General features: G+C 72.7%; 23 protein-coding genes. 21 read left to right on the top strand and 2 right to left on the bottom strand.

Annotation, left to right across the window (positions count from 1 at the left end; all coding sequences use genetic code 11):
• Window positions 1-32: 32 nt before the first annotated feature.
• The 11 genes from AC57BS_RS20510 to AC57BS_RS20460 all read left to right on the top strand — a co-directional run bounded on the left by AC57BS_RS20510 (window position 33) and on the right by AC57BS_RS20460 (window position 9768).
• Window positions 33-1049 carry a zinc-dependent metalloprotease gene (locus tag AC57BS_RS20510; protein ID WP_496413297.1) on the top strand — a complete coding sequence of 339 codons (1017 nt, stop codon included), beginning with the start codon at window positions 33-35 and terminating at the stop codon, window positions 1047-1049.
• 7 nt (window positions 1050-1056) lie between these two features.
• Window positions 1057-2055 carry a tRNA lysidine(34) synthetase TilS gene (gene tilS, locus AC57BS_RS20505; protein WP_496413296.1) on the top strand — a complete coding sequence of 333 codons (999 nt, stop codon included), beginning with the start codon at window positions 1057-1059 and terminating at the stop codon, window positions 2053-2055.
• A 116-nt stretch (window positions 2056-2171) separates the two neighbouring features.
• Window positions 2172-2723, top strand: a complete 552-nt coding sequence (gene hpt, locus AC57BS_RS20500; RefSeq protein WP_129454905.1) for a hypoxanthine phosphoribosyltransferase — start codon at window positions 2172-2174, stop codon at window positions 2721-2723.
• Between the two features lie 126 nt (window positions 2724-2849).
• A complete protein-coding gene (gene ftsH, locus AC57BS_RS20495) occupies window positions 2850-4916 on the top strand; it encodes an ATP-dependent zinc metalloprotease FtsH (RefSeq protein WP_496413295.1) in 2067 nt (688 codons plus the stop codon).
• A complete protein-coding gene (folE, locus tag AC57BS_RS20490; RefSeq protein ID WP_496413294.1) occupies window positions 4913-5533 on the top strand; it encodes a GTP cyclohydrolase I FolE in 621 nt (206 codons plus the stop codon). The genes ftsH and folE overlap by 4 nt, the downstream gene beginning before the upstream one ends.
• Before the next feature lie 32 nt (window positions 5534-5565).
• Window positions 5566-6378, top strand: a complete 813-nt coding sequence (gene folP, locus AC57BS_RS20485; protein WP_496414213.1) for a dihydropteroate synthase — start codon at window positions 5566-5568, stop codon at window positions 6376-6378.
• On the top strand, window positions 6375-6749 hold the full coding sequence (gene folB / locus AC57BS_RS20480; protein WP_496413293.1) for a dihydroneopterin aldolase: 375 nt from the start codon (window positions 6375-6377) through the stop codon (window positions 6747-6749). The genes folP and folB overlap by 4 nt, the downstream gene beginning before the upstream one ends.
• On the top strand, window positions 6742-7311 hold the full coding sequence (gene folK / locus AC57BS_RS20475; RefSeq protein ID WP_496413292.1) for a 2-amino-4-hydroxy-6-hydroxymethyldihydropteridine diphosphokinase: 570 nt from the start codon (window positions 6742-6744) through the stop codon (window positions 7309-7311). Before folB ends, folK begins: the two co-directional genes overlap by 8 nt.
• A 14-nt stretch (window positions 7312-7325) precedes the next feature.
• Window positions 7326-7820 carry a DUF3180 domain-containing protein gene (locus AC57BS_RS20470; RefSeq protein WP_496413291.1) on the top strand — a complete coding sequence of 165 codons (495 nt, stop codon included), beginning with the start codon at window positions 7326-7328 and terminating at the stop codon, window positions 7818-7820.
• 10 nt (window positions 7821-7830) lie between these two features.
• Window positions 7831-8469 (top strand): hypothetical protein, encoded by a 639-nt coding sequence (locus AC57BS_RS20465; RefSeq protein ID WP_496413290.1) that lies wholly within the window; start codon window positions 7831-7833, stop codon window positions 8467-8469.
• A gap of 210 nt (window positions 8470-8679) precedes the next feature.
• Entirely contained in the window at window positions 8680-9768 is a 1089-nt protein-coding gene (locus AC57BS_RS20460; protein ID WP_496413289.1) for a GNAT family N-acetyltransferase, read from the top strand.
• A gap of 93 nt (window positions 9769-9861) precedes the next feature.
• On the opposite strand, the gene AC57BS_RS20455 is transcribed toward AC57BS_RS20460, so the two are convergent.
• The gene (locus AC57BS_RS20455) at window positions 9862-10845 is read right to left on the bottom strand and encodes an ABC transporter ATP-binding protein (RefSeq protein WP_496413288.1); all 984 of its coding nucleotides are present in this window, start codon (window positions 10843-10845) and stop codon (window positions 9862-9864) included.
• Window positions 10846-10848: 3 nt separating this feature from the next.
• On the opposite strand from AC57BS_RS20455, the gene AC57BS_RS20450 reads away from it, so the two are divergent.
• From AC57BS_RS20450 to AC57BS_RS20440, 3 genes are all read left to right on the top strand, one after another.
• Window positions 10849-11547, top strand: coding sequence for an ABC transporter permease (locus AC57BS_RS20450; RefSeq protein ID WP_496413287.1), 699 nt, complete (start codon window positions 10849-10851; stop codon window positions 11545-11547).
• Complete coding sequence (locus AC57BS_RS20445; RefSeq protein ID WP_496413286.1) at window positions 11526-12317, top strand: ABC transporter permease; 792 nt, start codon at window positions 11526-11528, stop codon at window positions 12315-12317. The genes AC57BS_RS20450 and AC57BS_RS20445 overlap by 22 nt, the downstream gene beginning before the upstream one ends.
• Window positions 12318-12381: 64 nt before the next feature.
• Complete coding sequence (locus AC57BS_RS20440) at window positions 12382-13329, top strand: ABC transporter substrate-binding protein (protein WP_496413285.1); 948 nt, start codon at window positions 12382-12384, stop codon at window positions 13327-13329.
• Between the two features lie 110 nt (window positions 13330-13439).
• On the opposite strand, the gene AC57BS_RS20435 is transcribed toward AC57BS_RS20440, so the two are convergent.
• Window positions 13440-14552 carry a glycosyltransferase family 2 protein gene (locus AC57BS_RS20435; RefSeq protein ID WP_496413284.1) on the bottom strand — a complete coding sequence of 371 codons (1113 nt, stop codon included), beginning with the start codon at window positions 14550-14552 and terminating at the stop codon, window positions 13440-13442.
• 58 nt (window positions 14553-14610) lie between these two features.
• Here AC57BS_RS20435 and AC57BS_RS20430 point away from each other — a divergent pair, with 58 nt between their 5' ends.
• The 7 genes from AC57BS_RS20430 (at window position 14611) to nadC (ending at window position 21783) form a co-directional block, all read left to right on the top strand.
• Window positions 14611-15705, top strand: coding sequence for a sulfotransferase family protein (locus AC57BS_RS20430; RefSeq protein WP_496413283.1), 1095 nt, complete (start codon window positions 14611-14613; stop codon window positions 15703-15705).
• Window positions 15702-16652, top strand: a complete 951-nt coding sequence (locus AC57BS_RS20425) for a hypothetical protein (protein ID WP_496413282.1) — start codon at window positions 15702-15704, stop codon at window positions 16650-16652. Before AC57BS_RS20430 ends, AC57BS_RS20425 begins: the two co-directional genes overlap by 4 nt.
• Window positions 16653-16838: 186 nt before the next feature.
• Window positions 16839-17741 (top strand): Rossmann-like and DUF2520 domain-containing protein, encoded by a 903-nt coding sequence (locus AC57BS_RS20420; protein ID WP_496413281.1) that lies wholly within the window; start codon window positions 16839-16841, stop codon window positions 17739-17741.
• Window positions 17738-18670, top strand: coding sequence for a pantoate--beta-alanine ligase (panC, locus tag AC57BS_RS20415; RefSeq protein ID WP_496413280.1), 933 nt, complete (start codon window positions 17738-17740; stop codon window positions 18668-18670). Before AC57BS_RS20420 ends, panC begins: the two co-directional genes overlap by 4 nt.
• 12 nt (window positions 18671-18682) lie before the next feature.
• Window positions 18683-19099: an aspartate 1-decarboxylase gene (gene panD, locus AC57BS_RS20410; protein ID WP_496413279.1), complete on the top strand. Its 417-nt coding sequence runs from the start codon at window positions 18683-18685 to the stop codon at window positions 19097-19099.
• A gap of 9 nt (window positions 19100-19108) precedes the next feature.
• Window positions 19109-20869, top strand: coding sequence for an L-aspartate oxidase (locus AC57BS_RS20405; RefSeq protein ID WP_496413278.1), 1761 nt, complete (start codon window positions 19109-19111; stop codon window positions 20867-20869).
• On the top strand, window positions 20866-21783 hold the full coding sequence (gene nadC / locus AC57BS_RS20400) for a carboxylating nicotinate-nucleotide diphosphorylase (RefSeq protein ID WP_496413277.1): 918 nt from the start codon (window positions 20866-20868) through the stop codon (window positions 21781-21783). The genes AC57BS_RS20405 and nadC overlap by 4 nt, the downstream gene beginning before the upstream one ends.
• Window positions 21784-21785: the final 2 nt, after the last annotated feature.

Raw genomic sequence — 21785 nt, 5'->3', positions numbered from 1 at the left:
GCTCATTCTTCGCTCCCGGCTAGGGTCGGGACATGAACCTCGTGGACTGGGACTTCGCCGTCACCGTGGGATCCCGGATCGCGGGGCCCGGGCCTGACGTCTCGCCCGACGAGGCCGCCGCGGCGGTGGTCGAGCTCCGCCAGGGCGCCGAGCGCTCCACCCCGCTCGTACGCGACTTCACCGGCCTCCACACCGAGACGGGCACCGCACCGGTGCTCGTCGTGGACCGCACGGGCTGGTTGCGCGCCAACGCCGACGGGTTCGCCACGATCCTCAGCCCGATCGTCGACAGGCTCGTCGAGAAGAAGGGCCCGCCGTCCGCGTTCGCCGAGGCGTTCGGCTCGCGGGTCACCGGCGCAGAGGTCGGGCTGATGCTCGGCTTCCTCAGCAGCAAGGTGCTCGGGCAGTTCGACCCGTTCCACGACCCCCACGGACGACTGCTCCTCGTCGCCCCCAACATCGTCCACGTCGAGCGCGAGATCGGCGCCGACCCCACCGACTTCCGGCTCTGGGTGTGCCTGCACGAGGAGACCCACCGGGTGCAGTTCACCGCCAACCCGTGGCTCGGCCCGCACCTCCTCGCCCAGATGCACGCCGTCGCCGACACCATCGAGCCCAGCGCGCTACTCGACGGCCTGCGCCGCGGGGCCGAGGTCCTCCGCGGCGGCAACGGCAGCGTGCTCGACCTCGTCTCCACGCCCGAGCAGAAGGTGATCCTCGACCGGGTCACCGGCGTGATGTCGCTGCTCGAGGGTCACGCCGACGTGGTGATGGACGGGGTCGGCCCCACGGTCATCCCGTCGGTCGCCGAGATCCGCACGAAGTTCAACCAGCGGCGCAAGGGCGCCGGCTCGCTCGACAAGCTCGTCCGCCGACTGCTCGGCCTCGACGCCAAGATGGCCCAGTACCGCGACGGCGCGGTCTTCGTCCGCCACGTCGTCGACAAGGTCGGCATGGAGGACTTCAACGCCGTCTGGAGCGGCCCGGAGACGCTGCCGTCCAAGGCCGAGATCAGCGACCCCGACGCGTGGGTCGCCCGGGTGCTGTGACCCTCTGGTGACCCTGCACCCCTCGGTCGCCGCGGTCCGGCTCCCGGTCCGGGCGGCGCTGTCCGACCTCGCCCCGGGGGAGACCGTCGCGGTGGCGTGCAGCGGCGGCGCCGACTCGCTGGCGCTCGCGTCCGCGACCGTGTTCGAGGCCCGCAAGCTCGGCCTGCGCGTCGTCGGCGTCACCGTCGACCACGGCCTGCAGGCCGGCTCGGCCGACCAGGCCGAGCGCGTGGTCGCCCAGCTCGCGGGGATGGGGGTCGACGAGACGCTGGCCGCTCGCGTCGCTGTCGACGTCGCGTCCGGTCTGGGTCCCGAGGCGGCCGCGCGGGAGGCGAGGTACGCCGTCCTCGAGCAGGTCGCCGAGCACCTGGGGGCGCGGCTCGTGCTCCTGGGCCACACCCTCGACGACCAGGCCGAGACGGTGCTCCTCGGCCTGGCCCGCGGCTCCGGCGGCCGGTCGTTGCAGGGGATGCGCCCGGCGTTCGGCGTGTTCGCGCGCCCGCTGCTCGGCGTACGCCGTGCCGACACCGTCACCGCCTGCCTGGTCGAGGGGCTCGAAACCTGGGACGACCCGCACAACCACGACCCCGGCTACACCCGCGTACGCGTCCGCGAGCGCGTGCTGCCAGTCCTCGAGGCGGAGCTCGGGCCCGGTGTCGCCGAGGCGCTGGCCCGTACGGCCGGGCAGCTGCGCGAGGACACCGCCCTGCTCGACGGCCTCGCCGCCGAGGCCCTGGCGCGGGCCTGGCGCGACGGCCACTCCGGCTCCGGCCTCGACTTCGGCCTCGACGTGGCAGCCCTCGCCGCCGAGCCGCCCGCGATCCGCCACCGGGTCGTCCACCGTGCGGCCCTCGACGCCGGCTCGCCCGCCTCCGAGCTCACCCGCGACCACGTGCTAGCCGTCGACGCGCTCCTCACCAGCTGGCGCGGCCAGAAGTGGATCGACCTCCCCGGCCACCTGCGCGCGCTCCGCAGCGACGGGCTGCTGGTGTTCACGAGCGCCTGACCGCGACACCGTGCAGGCAGTTCGCGCGCGCCGGCACGTGACGCACGCTCAGGCGGAGGCTGCTGACCTCGAACTGCCTGCACGGTGCTCCGGGCGGACGCCCTAGGCTGCAGCCCATGGACACGTCCCACGTGGAGCACGACCTGGTCAACGTCCTCTTCACCGAGGAGCAGATCCAGCAGCGACTGGCCGAGATGGCCGCCCAGATCACCGAGGACTACGAGGGGCGTGACCTGCTCGTGGTCGGTGTCCTGCGCGGTGCGGTCATGGTGATGGCCGACCTGGCGCGGTCGATGCCGCGCCACCTCGAGATGGACTGGATGGCGGTCAGCTCCTACGGGTCCGGCACCAAGTCCAGCGGCGTCGTACGGATCCTCAAGGACCTCGACACCGACATCAGCGGTCGCGACGTGCTGATCGTCGACGAGATCATCGACACCGGTCTCACGCTCAGCTGGCTGGTCAACAACCTCTCCAGCCGCAACCCCGCCAGCGTCGAGATCGCCACGCTGCTGCGCAAGCCCGAGGCGCTGTCGATGCCCGTCGAGCCCAAGTACGTCGGGTGGGACATCCCCAACGAGTTCGTCGTCGGCTACGGCCTCGACTACCGCGAGCGCTACCGCAACCTGCGCGACATCGGCACCCTCGCGCCCCACGTCTACTCCTGAGGCCCGGCACGGGAGGGGCCCACGACGGGCCTCGGCGGGTCGCCCCGCTTCACCCCGCCTGAAACAATGTGGGCCCCGGCGGCGTGTAGCGTCGCCTCCTCAACTCCGAACCGGTGAAAGTTGCCTGTGAAGCGCATATTCAAGGGTCCCTGGCTGTGGATCGTCCTGTCCGCCTTCGCGGTGCTCCTGGCGATCCAGTTCCTCGCGCCCAGTGACGGCTACGACGAGGTCAACACCTCGACCCTCGCCTCCTACATCGAGGAGGGCACGGTCGACAAGATCACCTTCATCGACGGCGACCAGGAGATCCAGGCGACCCTCGACGAGGGCACGCGCGAGGAGGGCGACAAGGTCGTCGCCTACTACATCCAGGGTGAGCAGGAGGTGCTGCTGGCCGCGGTCAAGGAGGCGAAGGCCGCCGACACCCTCGACACCTACAACTCCAAGAACCCGCAGCCCAGCTTCCTCGGCTCGCTGCTCGCCACCCTGCTGCCCTTCGCGCTGATCATCCTGCTGTTCATCTTCCTGATGAACCAGGCCCAGGGCGGCGGCGGACGCGGCGTGATGCAGTTCGCCAAGTCCAAGGCCAAGCTGATCACCAAGGACATGCCCAAGACGACCTTCAGCGACGTCGCCGGGTGCGAGGAGGCGATCGAGGAGCTCGGCGAGATCAAGGAGTTCCTCACCGACCCGGCCAAGTTCCAGGCCGTCGGCGCCAAGATCCCCAAGGGCGTGCTGCTCTACGGCCCGCCCGGCACCGGCAAGACCCTGCTCGCACGCGCCGTCGCCGGCGAGGCGGGCGTGCCGTTCTACTCCATCTCCGGCTCCGACTTCGTCGAGATGTTCGTCGGCGTGGGCGCCTCCCGCGTCCGCGACCTGTTCGAGCAGGCCAAGGAGAACCCGCCCGCGATCGTCTTCATCGACGAGATCGACGCCGTCGGCCGCCACCGCGGCGCCGGCATGGGCGGCGGCCACGACGAGCGCGAGCAGACCCTCAACCAGCTGCTCGTCGAGATGGACGGCTTCGACGTGCGCGGCGGCGTCATCCTCATCGCCGCCACCAACCGCCCCGACGTCCTCGACCCGGCACTGCTGCGCCCGGGCCGCTTCGACCGCCAGGTGCAGGTCGACGCCCCCGACCTCAACGGCCGTCACAAGATCCTCCAGGTCCACTCCCGCGGCAAGCCGATCGCCAAGGACATCGACCTGCTGAGCATCGCCCGCCGTACGCCCGGCTTCACCGGCGCCGACCTCGCCAACGTGCTCAACGAGGCCGCCCTGCTCACCGCGCGCAGCAACGCCAAGATGATCACCGACGCCTCCCTCGACGAGGCGATCGACCGCGTCATCGCCGGCCCGCAGCGGCGTACGCGCCTGATGAGCGAGCGCGAGAAGCTCATCACCGCCTACCACGAGGGTGGCCACGCCCTGGTCGCCGCGGCGCTGCCCGGCACCGACCCGGTGCACAAGGTCACGATCCTGCCGCGCGGTCGCGCGCTGGGCTACACGATGGTGCTGCCCGACCGCGACAAGTACTCCCAGACGCGCAGCGAGATGCTCGACTCCCTCGCCTACATGCTCGGCGGCATGGCCGCGGAGGCGCTGATCTTCCACGACGTCACCAGCGGCGCCGGCAACGACATCGAGAAGGCCACCAACCTGGCCCGCGCGATGGTGACCCAGTACGGCATGACCGAGCGCCTCGGCGCGGTCAAGCTCGGCGACAGCAACTCCGAGCCCTTCCTCGGTCGCGACATGGGCCACACCCGCAACTACTCCGAGGAGACGGCAGCCGCCGTCGACGGGGAGGTCAAGACCCTGCTGGGCCACGCCCACCAGGAGGCCTTCGAGATCCTGGAGACCAACCGCGACGTCCTCGACGCGCTGGTCCTCGCGCTGCTCGACAAGGAGACGCTCGACAAGGCGGAGATCGCCGAGATCTTCGAGCCGCTCACCAGGCGCCCGGCCCGTCCGGCGTGGACCGGCTCGCCCGAGCGGGTGCCGTCGACGATCCCGCCGGTCGACATCCCGCAGGAGATCCGCGACCGGGTCCTCGCGGACGCGACGGCCCAGGAGGAGGAGACGCGCAGCGCCGGGGCGATCCTGACCCCGCCCGGAGCAGGTGGTGACGTCCACGGCACCCCCGAGCTCGGCGGCGACACGCCCGTCCCACCCCGCCCGGACGCGCCGTGACCGACCCGATCACCGTGCCCGAGCGTGCCCCCGAGGACGTCCCGGACTTCGACCACGCTCGCGCAGAGGCGGCGGTGCGCGAGCTGCTGTACGCCATCGGCGAGGACCCCGACCGCGAGGGCCTGCGCGAGACTCCGGCGCGCGTCGCGCGGGCGTACGCCGAGCTCACCCACGGCCTGCGACAGGCCGCGGAGGACGTGCTGACCACCACGTTCGACCTCGGTCACGAGGAGATGATCCTCGTCCGCGACATCGAGCTGTGGTCGATGTGCGAGCACCACCTCGTGCCCTTCACCGGGGTGGCGCACGTCGGCTACATCCCCGCCGACACCGGCAAGATCACCGGCCTGTCCAAGCTGGCGCGCCTCGTCGACGTCTATGCCAAGCGGCCCCAGGTCCAGGAGCGGCTCACCACCCAGGTCGCCGACTCGCTGATGGAGATCCTCGGTGCCCGCGGCGTGATCGTGGTGATCGAGGCCGAGCACCTCTGCATGACGATGCGCGGCGTCAAGAAGGCCGGCGCCCGCACGATCACCTCCGCGGTGCGCGGCGCCTTCCTCACCAACCAGGCCACCCGGGCCGAGGCGATGGCGCTGATCCACGCGAGCACCAGGTGACCGTGGCCCACCGGCCGCCCACTCCCCGGGTGATGGGGATCGTCAACGTCACCCCGGACTCCTTCTCCGACGGCGGGCGCTGGGACACCACCGAGCGCGCCGTCGCCCACGGCCGCACCCTGCTCGCCCAGGGCGCCGACATCCTCGACATCGGCGGCGAGTCCACCCGCCCCGGCGCGACCCGCCCGCTCGTCGCCGAGGAGCTCGACCGCGTGGTCCCGGTGATCCGCGAGCTCGCGTCCGGCGGTGCGGTCGTGTCGGTCGACACGATGCGTGCCGAGGTCGCCGAGGCGGCCCTCGCCGCCGGCGCGCGGATCGTCAACGACGTCTCCGGCGGCCTCGCCGACCCGCGGATCCTCGACGTCGTGGCCTCGAGCGAGGCGTCGTACGTCGCGATGCACTGGCGCGCCCACGCCGACCGGATGCGCGACTTCAGCGACTACGGGCCCGACGGCGTCGTCGCGTCCGTACGCCGCGAGCTGGCCGAGCGCCTCGACGCGGCCGAGGCCGCCGGCATCACCCGCGAGCGGATCGTCCTCGATCCCGGGCTGGGCTTCGCCAAGGAGCCGCACCACAACTGGGAGCTGCTCACCCACCTCGACGTGCTGCGCGAGCTCGGCTGCCCGCTGCTCGTGGGTGCCAGCCGCAAGTCGTTCCTCGGCGCCCTGCTGGCCGCCGACGGCGTCGCGCGGCCGGTCGACGACCGCGAGCACGCACACGCCGCGCTGGTCGCGCTGCTGGCCGGCCGCGGCGTCGAGGTGTTGCGGGTGCACGACGTACGCGCCACGCTGGATGCGCTGGCCGTGGCGGACGCCATGAGGGGGACGGGAGCCACAACGGGATGAGCGACGAGCTGTCCGTGACCGGGGTCGAGTGCTTCGCCCACCACGGCGTCTTCGACTTCGAGCGACGCGAGGGCCAGGTCTTCGTGGTCGACCTGGTGCTGGGCATCGACACGCGGCCCGCGGCCGCCTCCGACGACCTCGCGGACACCGTGAACTACGGAACCCTCGTGGACGACGTGAAGGCCGCCGTGGAGCGCGACCCGGTCGACCTGATAGAAACCGTCGCTCAGCGCATCGCGGATGTGTGCCTGCTGGACACTCGTGTTGAATGGGCCCGAGTCACGCTCCACAAACCTGATGCACCCATCGACGCGACGTTCTCGGACGTCGCGCTGACGATCACCAGAACGCGAGGCAACGCTCATGACTGAGTCCCCCAACCCCAACATCGTGGACGCCGACTCCCTCACCGGGGAGATGCACCCGATCCGCCGGGTGGTGGTCGGACTGGGGTCCAACCTCGGAGAGCGCATGGCGGCCCTGCAGGGTGCGGTCGAGGCGCTGGCCGACACCCCGGACTTCTTCGTCACCGGCGTCTCGCCGGTCTACGAGACCGAGCCCGTCGACTCCCCGACCGACGCCGGCCCTTACCTCAACGCGGTCCTCCTGGCCGACACGACGCTGCCCGCCAGGCGCCTGATGGAGCGTGCCCTGGCCGTCGAGGACGCGTTCGAGCGCGAGCGCAGCGACGTGCGCAACGCGCCCCGCACCCTCGACGTCGACCTGATCGTCGTCGGCGACCGCCGGTCCAACGAGGACTTCCTGCGGTTGCCGCACCCGCGCGCCCACGAGCGCGCCTTCGTCCTCCAGCCGTGGCACGACCTCGAGCCCGACGCCGTGTTCCCCGACCGCGGTCCGATCGCCGAGCTGCTGCAGTCCGCGGACACGTCGGGGGTCAAGAAGCGCGACGACCTCGTGCTCGAGGTCGAGTGAGCCCAGGTCCTCAGGTGGGCGAGACCGGACCCGAGGACGACCCGCCGGAGCCGCGCGGCACCCTGCGCCCCACGACGGCACGTGCACTGACGGTGTGTGCCGTGCTCGGGCTCGTCGTCGGCTGGGGCATCCACCCCCTCGCCACGGCCCTGACCGGGCGCCCGCCGCTGGTGTCCTGGGTGCAGGCCCTGGCGCTGGTGATGGTCGCCGCGATCATGACGTTCCTCGCCTGGCACACCTGGCAGACCGTGCACGTGCGGGGCGAGCGGCTCGAGCCGCACCAGGCGGTGAACCGGCTCGTCCTGGCGCGTGCCTGCGCGATCGGCGGGACGCTGGTGGCCGCCGGCTACGTCGGGTACGCCGTCAGCTGGCTGGGCGACGCGTCGCAGCTCGCCGACCGCTGGGTGCTCCGGTCGGTCGTCGCGGCCGCCGGAGCGGCCGGGGTGACGCTCGCCTCGCTCGCGCTGGAGCGTGCGTGTCGCGCCGACGGCGGCCGGTCGCAGCCCTAGTCTGGGCGCCATGCCTTCCCAGCAGCCCCAGCAGTCACAGGCGTCCAGGACGCCTGCTCGTCGGCGCCAGCGCAGCACGCGCCTGGTCGTTGCCGTCGCGCTCCTCGCCGCCGGCGCGGCGCTCGTGTCCGGCGCCCTCGTGTCCACCTCGACCGGACTGACCGCTGTCGCTGCCGTCGTGGCCGTGCTCGCCGGTGCCGCCGCGACCCGGATCACCCACTCCGAGCTCATGCAGACCCGCCGTGACGCCGCGCGCGACCGCGCCGTCCAGGCCCAGGAGTACCGCGCGCTGACCGAGCGCCGTACGGCCGAGTCGGCCGCCTTCGCCGCCGACATGTCGCGGCGCATCGCCGAGCGTGAGGACGCCATCGGCGTGCTCGAGCGCGCCCTCTCCGACGCGCAGAAGAACGCCGCCGAGCAGGGCCTCAAGCGCGCCCAGGAGGCCCGTCGCGCCGACGCCGCCGAGCAGGGCCGCGACACCGCCGAGCGGGGTCGCGACGAGGCCGAGCGGGGTCGCGACGAGGCCGAGTCCCGCGCCGCCGAGGCGATCGTCCTCGTCGCCGAGCTCGAGGCCGAGATCGACGTGGTCCGCGCCGAGCTCGACTCGCTCCGCGCCGCCGCCGCGCGCCGCAACCACCGCAGCGCCTGACGCGCCCGTACGCCCCCCGCCTGCCGCCTGCCGCCCGCCGCCGTGAGCGGTGAGTGAGGCACCTTTTCGACGCCGAGAACCTGCGTCACGCACCCCTAGCCCCGACTCGCGCCGGGGAGCGGTGCGTGAGGCAGGTTTTCTGCTGCCAGAACCTGTCTCACTCACCGCCCGGCAGCCCGTCCGGCCGGGCGTACGGAAGAATGGTCGACCGTGATCCCCGAGGACAACCGGTTCGAGAGCGACCCCGCCGACGCCCTGCCCGAGGACCCGGGACTTCCCGCGGGATGGTCCGCGGACAGTCCCGACGGTGACGACCCCGCCACCGTCGAGCGGCTCACCGAGCTCCTGCGCGGCCACGAGCGGGCCGGGCGCGGGTGGGCCGGTTCGGGCGAGGAGGAGGTCCTGGTCGAGGTCTCCGAGCGTGGCCTGGCGATGCGGGAGAACCTCGTCGTACGCGACCCGGACGGCCGCATCCAGGCCTGGGGCAGCGTGCACGACCGCGCCGAGGGCCGGATGCTGTTCGTCCACATCGTCGACCGCGACCTCGACGAGCGGCTCGCCGACCGGTGCAGCGACGTCCTCTTCGAGTGGGCCGAGGCCCAGGCGAAGGCCGTCGGCGCCGCGCGCGGGCTGGCCGAGCAGCAGATCGACACGGGCGCCTTCGCCGAGGACGAGCGGCAGCACGGCTGGCTGGAGGACGCCGGGTTCACCCGCGTACGCACGTGGTGGCAGATGAGCCGGTCGGTGGAGGCCGCGGAGGCCGATCTGGTGCCCGACCCGGCGCGCTGGGAGCGCAAGGGCGTCGTGTTCCGCCAGGTCGAGCGCCAGGGCGGCCCCGGCGGCATGCCCGACGAAGCCGACCTCCGCGCCGTCCACGACGTGCTGGAAGGCGCCTTCACCGACCACTTCAACTCGACCGAGGAGACATTCGACGAGTTCATCCACCGGCTCCGCGAGGACCCCGGTCACCGCTGGGACCACTGGTGGCTGGCAGAGATCACCGACGGCGACGAGGTCGAGGCCGCGGGCGCCCTGGTCGGAACGGTCAGCGAGTCCGACACCGGCCCCGACGGGTCCTACGTCGCCTACCTCGGCGTGCTCGAGTCCGCCCGCGGCCGTGGCGTGGCCACCGGCCTGCTGCGCACGATCATCGCCGACGCGGCCTCCCGCGGCCGCGACCGCGTGGGCCTCGAGGTGGACGCCGACTCACCGACCGGCGCCGACGGGCTCTACACCTCGATGGGGTGGGGCACGAAGTACGTCACGGAGTCCTGGCACAAGGATGTGCCGGTCAGCTGACAGTCCCTTTTCGACGGTTGTCGGCCGCTGCAACGGGCCAGAACCTCGGCAACCACCGGTTGGCCGGTGGTCCCGACAGGGTGGACGGACCCGTCAGCGCAGGGACTCGCGCAGCGCCCGGTGCACCCCGGCAGGCGTGAGCACGCCGAGGAAGATCGGGCCGCGGCGCACGCCGACCATCGGCTTGTCGTCACGCAGCATCGCGGCGAGCGCGTCCTCGAGCGAGGAGTCGATGTCGATCGCCGCGCCCAGGTCACCGGTCGAGACGCCGTCGAGCGGCTCGAGGTGGTCCTCGCGCAGCCGCGTGACCGTCAGCGTGCGCAGGCCGCCCGAGCCCACGAAGTCGGCCACCTGCTCGTCGGCCGGACGGGCCAGCAGCTCGCTTGGCGTGGCGTACTGGGCGAGGCGCCCGCCGGCGGCGAAGACGGCGACCCGGTCACCCATCCGGATCGCCTCGTCGATGTCGTGCGTCACGAGCACCACGGTCTTGCCGAGCTCGGCCTGGAGCCGCCGGAACTCGTCCTGCAGGCGCCCGCGCACCACGGGGTCGACGGCGCCGAACGGCTCGTCCATCAGCAGCACGGGCGGGTTGGCCGCGAGCGCGCGGGCCACGCCGACGCGCTGGCGCTGACCGCCCGAGAGCTCGTGGGGGTAGCGACGGGCGTACTGGTCGGGGTCGAGGCCCACCGTGGCGAGCAGCTCGTGCGCCCGCTCGCGGGCCGTGGCCTTGGACTCGCCGTAGAGCAGCGGCACGGTCATCACGTTCTGCTCGATGCGCTGGTGGGGGAACAGGCCGATCTGCTGGATGACGTAGCCGATGCCGCGGCGCAGCTCGACCGGGTCGACGTCGGTCACGTCCTTGCCGTCGAGCCAGATCCGGCCGGTGGTCGGCTCGATGAGCCGGTTGATCATCTTGAGCGTCGTGGACTTGCCGCAGCCAGAGGGGCCGACGAGGCAGACCATCTCGCCACGCGCGACGTCGAGGTCGAGCTCGTGGACCGCCACGGTCCCGTCGGGGTAGGTCTTGCCGACACCCTCGAGCCGGATCATCGACTCGTCGCCCCGTGTAGCGTCCATGCGGTGACCATACTGGGGGCCGCCGACTCCGGACCGAGCTGCTACAGCCGGTTCGTCAACGAGTGGTTCTGCTGGCAGTACGTCGAGGATCGCCACGAGCAGATCACCGACGCGCTCGTCGAGCACGTCCTGATCACGATGGCCGCGCTCCTGCTCGGGCTCGCGATCGCGCTCCCGCTCGCTCTCGTGGCGCGCTGCGTGCCGCGGCTGGAGTCGGCGGTCCTCGGCTTCAGCACCGGGGTCTACACGGTTCCCTCGCTGGCCCTGCTGCCCCTGCTCGTCCCGTTCACCGGCCTGTCGGCGGCGACGGTGGTGATCGGTCTCGGCCTGTACGCCCTGACGATCCTCGTCCGCGCGCTCCTCGACGGACTCCGGTCGGTGCCCGACGAGGTGCGCGAGGCGGCCACGGGGCTGGGCTACGGCCGCGCGCGGATGCTGACCCGCATCGAGATGCCGCTGGCGCTGCCGGTCGCGATGGCCGGGCTGCGGGTGGCCGCGGTGTCGACGATCGCCCTCACCACCGTCGGGACGCTGGTGGCGTACGGCGGCCTCGGTGACCTGATCGCCCACGGCGTGCAACGCGACTTCCGCGCCGAGCTGATGACCGCCGCCGTGCTGTGCGTGGTGCTCGCGGTCGTGCTCGACGTGGTGCTGGTCGCGCTCCAGCGGGTGCTGACGCCGTGGACGGCGGGGGCGCGCTGATGGAGCTCTTCGCCGAGACCTGGCAGTACCTCCTCGACGCCGACAGCTGGACCGGTGGCGGCGGGCTCGTCGCGCGCCTGCTCGAGCAGCTGCTGCTCACCGCGACCGCCCTCGCCGCGGCCATGCTGCTCGGACTGCCGCTCGCGCTGTGGCTCGGCCACCTCGGCCGCGGCGGCTTCCTCGCCGTCAACGTGTCCAACGTCGGCCGCGCCGTGCCGACCTTCGCGCTGCTGGCCCTGCTGGTCGCAGCGGACTGGCCCGGCTCGGGGGACTTCGGGCCGTACGGCCGCGCCGGGCTCGCGACGCTGATCGCCCTCGTGCTCTTCGCGCTGCCGCCGCTCATCACCAACGGTTACGTCGGGATGCGCGAGGTGCCCTCCGACGTGCAGGAGGCCGCGGACGGCATGGGGATGTCGCCCGCGCAACGCTTCTGGCGCGTGGAGCTGCCCCTCGCGCTGCCGGTGGTGGCCTCGGGCGTACGCCTCGCGCTGGTGCAGGTGTGGGCGACCGCCACCATCGCCGCCCTCGTCGCCGGGCCGGGACTCGGGCGCATCATCACCGAGGGCTTCGCCCGCAACGACTACGCCCAGGGCATGGCGGGGGCGGTGGTGGTCGCGCTCGTGGCGCTGGTGCTCGAGCTCGCCGCGGCAGCGGTCCAGCGCGCCGTCGACCCCATGCCGAGCGCACCGTCGCGCTCATCGTCACCCGGTGGAGTGGAGCCGCTGTCGGCGGCCCCGGCTACGGTGGAAGAGGCTCCCACCGGGAGCTGAGCGGACTCGCTCGCATCACCGGACACGCGCGGCCCGTGCCGCGGGACACAGAAGGTTGACACTCATGCACGTACGACGTCCGCTGCTGGCGGTGACCGGGCTGGCCCTGACCGCCCTGCTGGCCGGCTGCGCCGGCGACGACCTCGCAGCCGAGAACGACGAGCCCACCTCGGGCTCGGGCGGGGGTGAGGGCACGTCCGTCGTCATCGGCTCCCAGAGCTTCGACGAGGCCGCCCTCGTCACCGCGATGTACCAGCAGGTCCTCGAGGCCCAGGGCTACGAGGTCGAGACCCGCCTGGTCGACACCCGCCCGGTCTACCTCAACGAGATGCCCGACGCGGTCCAGATCGCCCCCGAGTACGTCGCCGGCATCGTCGACCAGCTCAACACCGACGCCAACGGCCCTGACGCCGAGCCGCTGTCGACCAGCGACGCCCAGGAGACCATCGACGCCGGCGCCGACCTGCTCGAGGAGAAGGGCATCACGCTGCTCGAGCCGTCCGAGGCGTTCTCGGCCAACGGCTACTTCACCAGCCAGGAGTTCTCCGACGCCGAGGGCGTCACCAAGCTGTCCGACCTCGAGGGCCAGTCCGTGACGCTCGCCGCTGCGCCCGACTGCAAGGGCCGCACCGACTGCGAGAAGGGCCTCGTCGACACCTACGGCATCGACATCACCCTCGAGCCGCTGGGCTACGCCTCCACCGAGACGTTCCAGGCCGTGCTCGACGGAGAGGCGCAGCTCGGCCAGACCAGCACGCTCGACGGCACGCTCGAGGAGCAGGGCCTGCTCCTGCTCGAGGACGACCGCGGCATCCAGCCCGCCCAGAACCTCATCCCGGCGGTGTCGACCGAGTTCCTCGCCGACAACCCCGACATCGAGGGCCCGCTCAACGACCTGATGGCCGCGCTCGACAACGACACGCTCGGGCAGCTGCTCGTCAGCGTCCAGATCGACCGCGAGCAGCCGGCCGACGTCGCGCAGGAGTTCCTCGAGTCCGAGGGCCTGCTGTGAGTCGGGCAGCTGCGAGCGAGGCACGAGCTCGCGGCGTGGGCCCGGCCAGATCGAGTAGCCCAGCGGCTGAGGCACGAAGCCGCTGATCGGGCGTATCGAGATCCAGGGCGTCACACCTCGTGGTCCCGGAGCGCCAACGCCTCCGGGGCCACGGTGGTCTCGTCGACCACCGCGTGGGGCACCGACAGCCGCCACGCACCGGTCTCGACGTCCTGGACCCGCGGTGCCGGTCCGTCGAGGGTGGTGACCCACTCCATCAGCGAGGCAACCTCTGCGCGGCGGTCCTGCTCGACGAGCCAGCCCGCGAGCCGGTGCACCGGCGGCAGCCCGCTGTGCACCAGCGAGCGCTGCCCCCACAGCTCCAGCACGCCGGAACGCAACAGCCGCCACCACTCGGGCGTGCACCCCGGCACCAGCAGGAAGTAGCGCCACAGGTCTCCCGCGAGCACCCGGTCGACGAAGACCTCCTCGACCTCCGCGGAGCCGTGCTCGCGGACAGCCGCGAGGGACATCCGCTTGGTCTCCCACCGGTCGGAGAGGTCCTGGACCGAGGAGGCCCGGGTCTGGGTGATCGAGCCCTCGCGGATCCGCCAGCGGTAGACCACCTCGTCGAGGACGTCGAAGGTGCCGTCGAGGAAGGCCCGGGTCGTGGTCGGCTGGTCCTCGTAGCGGATCCCCTCGGGCCAGGAGAGGCCGGCGGCGTCCCAGGCGGAGCGGCGCCACACCTTGTTCCACGCGAAGACGTCGCCGAGGATCTCCGGCCGGTCCTCGACGCGCGCGCCCCGCAGCGGGCGGTGCAGCCGGTGCATCCACGGCGGCTCGACCAGCGCGTCCCCCTCCCAGCGCACGATCGAGCCCGTCGCGAAGTCCGAGCCCGACTCCTCGAGCGCGCCCACCAGGTCGGCGTACGCCGTCGCCGGCAGCACGTCGTCGGAGTCGAGGAACGCGAGGTAGTCGCCTCGCACGTGCGAGACGCCGAGGTTGCGGGCGGCGCCGAGGCCGCCGTTGACGGAGTGCACGACGCTGATCCGGTTGTCGCGCCGCGCCCAGTCGTCGGCGACCTCCCCGGTGCGGTCGGTGGCGCCGTCGTCCACGATCACCGCCTCCCAGCGGCGGTGCGTCTGGGCGAGGAGCGAGCGGATGCAGTCGTCGAGGTAGTCCTCCACGCCCCAGGCGGGGATCACCACGCCGACGAGGGGAGCGCGCTGGAAGAGCCTCTTCATGGGCCGCGAGCCTAGTGGTGCGGGAGGCGCGGGCCGGGCCGCCGGTAGGCTGCCCGCCGTGACCGAGCAGCCCAGAGCGATCGACGAGATGAACCCCGACGGAGTGCCGCGCAAGGTGCTCTTCGTCGCCGGCGCCGGCCGCAGCGGCACCAGCACGCTGGCCGGCATCGTGTCGAGGCTCGGCATGCACGTCCCGCTCCCCGAGGTGCCGCCGGACGACTCCAACCCGCGCGGCTTCAGCGAGCCGCAGTGGGTCGTGGACGTGCACGACGAGTGGCTCGCCGAGGCCCTGGTCCAGGTCAGCGACAGCCGCCCCGAGGCCTGGTTCGACACCGGGCGCATCTGCAGTCGCGAGCCCGCCCGCATCCGGGTGAGCGAGTGGCTCGAGCCGCACTTCGCCGAGCACCCCGAGCTGGTGATCAAGGACCCGCGGCTGAGCTGGTTCCTCGGCCTCTGGCGGGTCGCGGCGATTCGTACGGGCGCCACGCCGGTGTTCGCCACGATGCTGCGCCCGCCGGCCGAGGTCGTCGGCTCCAAGCAGAAGTACTACGCCAACAAGCTCGGCTCGGCCCACCTCGCGGCGAGCTGGGTCAACATGCTGCTGCACACCGAGCGCGCCACCCGTCCCGCAGAGGGCGACGGGGGCCGCGTCTTCGTCCGCTACGAGGACCTGCTCACCGACTGGGTCAGGACCGCCACCGCGCTCGGTCACGCCCTCGACCTCCAGACGATCATCCACACCCGCAGCGACCAGATCCGCGAGGTGCACCGCTTCATCGACCCCAACCTGCGCCGGGTCACCTCCACCCTCGACGACCTCGGGCTGCCCAGCCGGCTCCACGAGCTCACCGCCGCCACGTGGGACGAGCTCAACAAGCTGGCCGACGAGGGCGGCGACACCGCGGCCGCCCACGCGACCTTCGACGAGCTCCGCGCGGAGTACGTCGACCTCTACGAGGAGGCCGCGGCGATCAGCCGCTCGACCGCCGAGCACGCCCGCCACCAGGCGCGCCGGCGCGCCCGGGCCGAGGCCGCCGAGGCGTCGAGGTCCCTCGCCGACCGGGTCCCCCACGACGTACGCGCCGCGATCCCGCCGTCCGTGCGCCGGGGCGTGCGCAAGGCCCTGGGACGCACCCGGGACGACCAGCCGTGACGATCCCCATCGGCTCCGGCCACGGCATCACCAACCTCGAGGGGCACAGCGACTTCGACATCGTGTGGCCGTGGAACCAGCCCGGCGGGCTGCGCCGCGGCGCCACGGCCGTGCTGCGGGTCAAGAACGAGGCGCCCGGGCTGCGGTTCGTCCTGCCCCCGCTGCTGCGGGCCTGCGACCACGTGCTGCTGGTCGACAACGGCTCCGACGACGGCACCGGCGACGAGGCGCTGCGCGTCGCGGCCGAGCACGGCCTGTCCGACAAGTTCACGCTGAAGGAGTACCCCTTCCAGGTGGCCCGCGCCGGCGCCGAGCACCTCGCGGTCAACGAGCGCTCCGTGCACTCGCTGGCCTACTTCTACAACTGGTGCTTCTCCCACGTCCGCACCCGCTACTCGTGGAAGTGGGACGGCGACATGGTCCTCACCACCGAGGGGGAGGTGTCGATGGCCGACCTGTCCTGGCAGGTCGGGATGGCCGAGGCCGTCATCCGCTTCCCGCGCCACGGGCTCTACATCGAGTCGGACCGCAAGGCCTACCTCGACCTCGGCCTGCGCAACATCGAGGAGTGGGGCTTCCCGATGAGCCCCGACTACGTCTACACCAAGGCGCCGGAGTGGGAGATCCGCACGACTCCCGACCGCATCGAGATGTTCGCGCTGCCGCAGGGGCTGTGCGTCGAGCTCAAGTGGCTCGACGGCGACGAGTTCGCCCACTGGACCAACCCGGAGTCCTTCGCCACCTCGATCCGCAACCGCCGCAAGCGCCGCGAGTGGCTGGTCTGGAACGCGCTGCACGACGGCGAGGTGCCCGAGGGGGTCGTGGAGATCACGGCGCCCGAGGGCGTCCACGTGGTCGACCACGTCACCCACGCCTGGCTGCCCCGCGCCCCGCGCCCGTTCGTCGTCGACGACCCCGACCACGCCAGGCTGCACCTGCGCGCCTGAGGCGATATCTGAGGACGCGGTGGACGTCCGAGGGGCCTGGTCACGTCCGCCACGTCCTCAGATATCGGGGCGACCGTGGCGTGCGTCACGCCCGCGGGGCGTTCCCACCACGGAATCCGCAGGCGTAGGCTCGATGTTGATCGCAGTAGATCGGTACCCGCGAGGGACTGAAACGAAGAGGTCGACATGACGAAGCACCACATCGGCGTGGTCGGAGCGGGCCGCGTCGGCGCCGTCCTGGCAGCCGCACTCCGCGCCGCGGGCCACGACGTGGTCGCCGCAGCGGGCGAGTCGGACGCCTCCCGGGGCCGGATCGAGGCGCTGCTCCCGGGCGTACGCCCCGGCAAGCCGACCGGCGTGGCGCGAGCCTGCGACCTCCTGCTGCTCACCGTTCCCGACGACATGCTCTCCAACGTCGTCACGATGCTCGCCGCCAGTGGCGCGATCCGTGAGGGCCAGGTCGTCGTGCACACGAGCGGCCGCCACGGGCTCGCCGTCCTCGAGCCGGCCCGCGCCGTCGGCGCCCGTACGGTCGCGATGCACCCGGCCATGACCTTCACCGGCACCGAGGTCGACCTGCCCCGGCTCGCCGGCTGCGTCTTCGGCGTCACCGCCGACGAGGCCGACCGCGAGCTCGTCGAGTCCCTCGTCGCCGACCTCGGCGGCCGTCCGATGTGGGTGCCGGAGGATCGGCGCACGCTCTACCACGCCGGCCTCGCGCACGGCGCCAACCACCTCGTCACCCTTGTCGCCGAGGCGATGGAGATCCTCTCGGCCGCCGGTGCCGAGGACCCGGCCGCCACGCTGCGCCCCCTGCTCACCGCGGCCCTCGACAACTCCCTGGCCCAGGGAGACGCTGCTCTGACCGGTCCGATCGTGCGGGGCGACGTCGAGACCGTGCGCGCCCACGTCGCCGACCTGGTCGCCAACGCACCGCAGACGCTCCCGTCCTACGTCGCGATGGCCCACGCCACGCTCGACCGCGCCGTCACCGACGGCCGGCTGCTGCCGATCCGGGCGTCCAAGATGCTGCAGGTCCTCGCGGCAGCGCAGGCGCACCTGCCGACCCCGATCGAACCGCGTCGATGACCTCGACCCCCGTCCTCGCGAACACCCGCGAGGAGCTCGCCGGCCTGCTCGCCGAGCCCCGCAGGTCCGGTGACCGCATCGCGTTCGTCCCCACCATGGGCGCACTGCACGACGGCCACGCCAGCCTCATGCGTACGGCCCGCACGTCCACGTCCGGACCGGTCGTCGTGAGCATCTTCGTCAACCCGATGCAGTTCGCCCCGACCGAGGACCTCGACCGCTACCCGCGCACGCTCGACGCCGACCTCGAGGTCTGTGCCGCCGAGGGCGTCGACGTCGTGTTCGCGCCCGGCGTCGAGGAGATGTACCCCGGCGGCTTCAGCCACGAGTCTGTCCACGCCGGCGTCACCGTCGCCCCCGGGGAGCTGGCCACGATCCTCGACGGCGAGTCCCGCCCCGGCCACTTCGACGGCGTGCTCACGGTCGTGGCCAAGCTCTTCGGCCTGGTCCGGCCCGACGTCGCGGTCTTCGGGCAGAAGGACTACCAGCAGCTCGTCCTCATCCGCCGGATGGTCCGCGACCTCTGCCTCGGCATCGACATCGTCGGGGCGGAGACCGTGCGCGAGCCCGACGGCCTCGCCCTGTCCAGCCGCAACCGCTATCTCGACGCCGACCAGCGGCAGGTGGCCACGGCCCTCAGCCGGGCGCTCCGGGCGGCGCAGGAGCGCGCACCGTACGGCGTGCCGGCCGCGCGCTGGGCCGCGATGTCGGTCCTCAAGCAGGCGACGGCGGACGGGCTCGAGCTCGACTACCTCGCCCTCACCTCGCCCGACCTCGGCGAGGCGCCGGAGATCGGCGAGGGACGGATCCTCGTCGCGGCGCGGGTCGGCACCACGCGCCTGATCGACAACCTGCCCATCGTCTTCGACCGCATCGCCCCCGATGCGCGACCGGCGGGGACCGCGTACGCGGCCTCGACCACCCACTGAGAGGAACAGCTCATGCTGCGCACGATGATGAAGTCCAAGATCCACCGGGCCACCGTGACCCAGGCGGACCTCCACTACGTCGGGTCGGTGACCGTCGACCAGGACCTGCTCGACGCGGCCGACCTGCTGGCCGGGGAGCTGGTGCACATCGTCGACGTCACCAACGGCGCCCGCCTCGAGACCTACACGATCGCCGGCGAGCGCGGCTCGGGCGTCATCGGCATCAACGGCGCAGCCGCCCGCCTCGTGCACCCCGGCGACATCGTCATCCTCATCGGCTACGCCCAGATGGAGACCGCCGAGGCCAAGGAGCTCAAGCCGCACGTCGTGTTCGTCGACGCCGACAACAAGATCCTCGCCACGGGGTTCGACCCCGCCGAGACGTTCGGCGACGAGACCCTGCAGCGCGGTGACGCGCTTGCTCGGTAGCCTGCGCGGATGACATCGCACCGGCCGGTCCCGGGTCGCCTCCGCGCGCCCGCTCCCGGCTGGACCACCCGCGCCGACGTCGTGGTCGTCGGGTCCGGCATCGCTGGGCTCACCGCCGCGCTGCGCATCCACGCGGCTGATCCCTCGCTCCACCTCCTCGTCGTCACCAAGGACGTGCTCAACGCCGGCTCCACGCAGTGGGCCCAGGGCGGCATCGCCGCGGCCCTCGGGCCCGGCGACACCCCCGAGCAGCACGAGCACGACACCCTCGTCGCCGGGGCCGGCGCGTGCGACGTCGAGGCCGTACGCATCCTGGTCACCGAGGGGCCCGACGCCGTCCGCGAGCTGATCGCCCTCGGGACGCAGTTCGACCACCACCCCGACGGCGAGCTCTCCCTGACCCGCGAGGGCGGCCACCTCCGCGACCGCATCGCCCACGCCGGCGGTGACGCCACCGGCGCCGAGATCCAGCGGGCGCTCATCGCCGCGGTCGACCACGCACGGGAGATCGAGGTCATCCAGCACGCCCTGGCCGTCGACCTGCTCCGCGCCGCCGACGGCGGGGTGGCGGGGCTGACGCTGCACGTCCTCGGCGAGGGCCAGCACGACGGCGTCGGCGCCGTGCACTGTCGCGCGGTGGTCCTCGCCTCCGGCGGGCTGGGGCAGGTGTTCAGCCAGTCCACCAACCCGAGCGTCTCCACCGGCGACGGGATGGCCGTTGCGATGCGCGCCGGGGCTCGGCTGCGCGACCTCGAGTTCGTCCAGTTCCACCCCACGGTGATGTGGCTCGGCCCCGAGTCGCAGGGCCAGCAGCCGCTGATCTCCGAGGCCGTGCGCGGCGAGGGCGCGTTCCTCGTCGACTTCGACGGCACCCGCTTCATGCAGGGCGAGCACGAGCTCGCCGACCTCGCGCCCCGAGACGTGGTGGCCAAGGCGATCACCCGCCGGATGATCGAGACCGGCAGGCCCCACATGTGGCTCGACGCGCGTCACCTGGGGACGCCTGCGAGCGAAGCGAGCCGTCTCGGTGATCGAGTAGGCGGTGAGGCACGAGACGCCGTATCGAGATTCTGGGAGCGGCGCTTTCCCACGATCCTGGGCGTGTGCCGCGAGCACGGCGTCGACCCTGTCACCGAGCTGATCCCGGTCGCGCCGGCCCAGCACTACGCCTCCGGCGGCGTCGCCACCGACCTGTGGGGGCGTACGACCGTGCCCGGCCTCTACGCGACCGGCGAGGTGGCCTGCTCCGGCGTCCACGGCGCCAACCGGCTGGCCTCCAACTCGCTCCTCGAGGGCCTCGTGTTCTCCCGCCGCATCGCCGACGTGCTGCCGGGCGAGCTCCGCGCGTGGGCCGAACCCGTCGTCGACGAGGGGCCCGAGGGACTGGTGTCGGGCGAGCGGCGCCCGGAGATGCAGGACGTGATGACCTCACGGGTCGGCGTGCTCCGGCAGGCCGACGGCCTCACGGAGGCGCTCGCCGTCCTCGGCTCGCTCGACCACGGCGACGCCGAGGTCGGTCCGGCTGCGTGGGAGACGACCAACCTGCTCACGGTCAGCACCGCGCTGGCCGAGGCGGCGGCGCTGCGCACCGAGACCCGCGGGTCGCACTGGCGCGAGGACTTCCCCGACCGCGACGACAGCAGGGCCGGCCACGTCGACTCGTGGCTCGAGGCCGACGGCACCGTCGCGGCGGAGTGGACGTACGCCCCCTCGACCGATCCTTCGACCGCCCCTTCGACCGCCCCCACGACCGCGGAGGTCACGGCATGACGAGCCTCGACGCCGTACCCCTGGAGCTGCGCGACGAGCTGACCGCCGCCGGGCTCGACCCCGAGCACGTCCGGGAGGTCGTCGGGCGCGCGCTCGGGGAGGACCTGCCGGACCACCGCCTGGACGACCCGACCAGCTCCTCGACCATCGCTGCCGACGCCCGCGGCGAGGCCGTCTTCGCCGCCCGCGAGCCCGGCGTCGTGGCGGGCCTCGGCGTCGGGGCGGTCGCGTTCCACATGGTCGGCGCGGACGCGACCGTGACCGACCGCCTGCCCGACGGCACCCGGGTCGAGAAGGGCGACGTGGTCATGCGCATCACCGGCCTGACCCAGCGGATGCTGGTGGCCGAGCGGACCGCCCTCAACCTGGCCTGCCACCTCTCCGGCATCGCCACCGCCACGTCGCGCTGGGTCGACGCGCTGGCCGGCTCGCCGACGCGGGTGCTCGACACCCGCAAGACGCTGCCCGGCCTGCGCGCACTGCAGAAGTACGCCGTGCGCTGCGGCGGCGGCGTCAACCACCGCACCAGCCTCCAGGACATGGCGATGGTCAAGGACAACCACGTCATCGCCGCCGGGGGAGTGCTGCCCGCCCTGGAGTCGATCCGGGGGCGCTTCGCCGGGCTGCCGGTCGAGGTCGAGGTGACCACCCTCGACCAGCTCGACGAGCTGCTCGCGCTCCCCGAGCCGCCCGAGCGCATCCTGCTCGATAACATGAGCGACGAGCTGATGACCGAGGCCGTACGCCGCACCGCGGGTCGCGTGCCGCTCGAGGCCAGCGGCGGGATCACCCTCGAGCGGGCAGCCCGCATCGGCGCGACCGGCGTCGACTTCGTGTCGGTCGGGGCGCTCACCCACTCGGTCGTGGTCTTCGACATCGGCATGGACCTGGTGACGACCCAGGACCCCCGATGAAC

The organism is Nocardioides sp. BGA-UO-ETr-FS32 (assembly GCF_059567905.1).
This window is presented reverse-complemented; position numbering and strand designations above follow the sequence as displayed.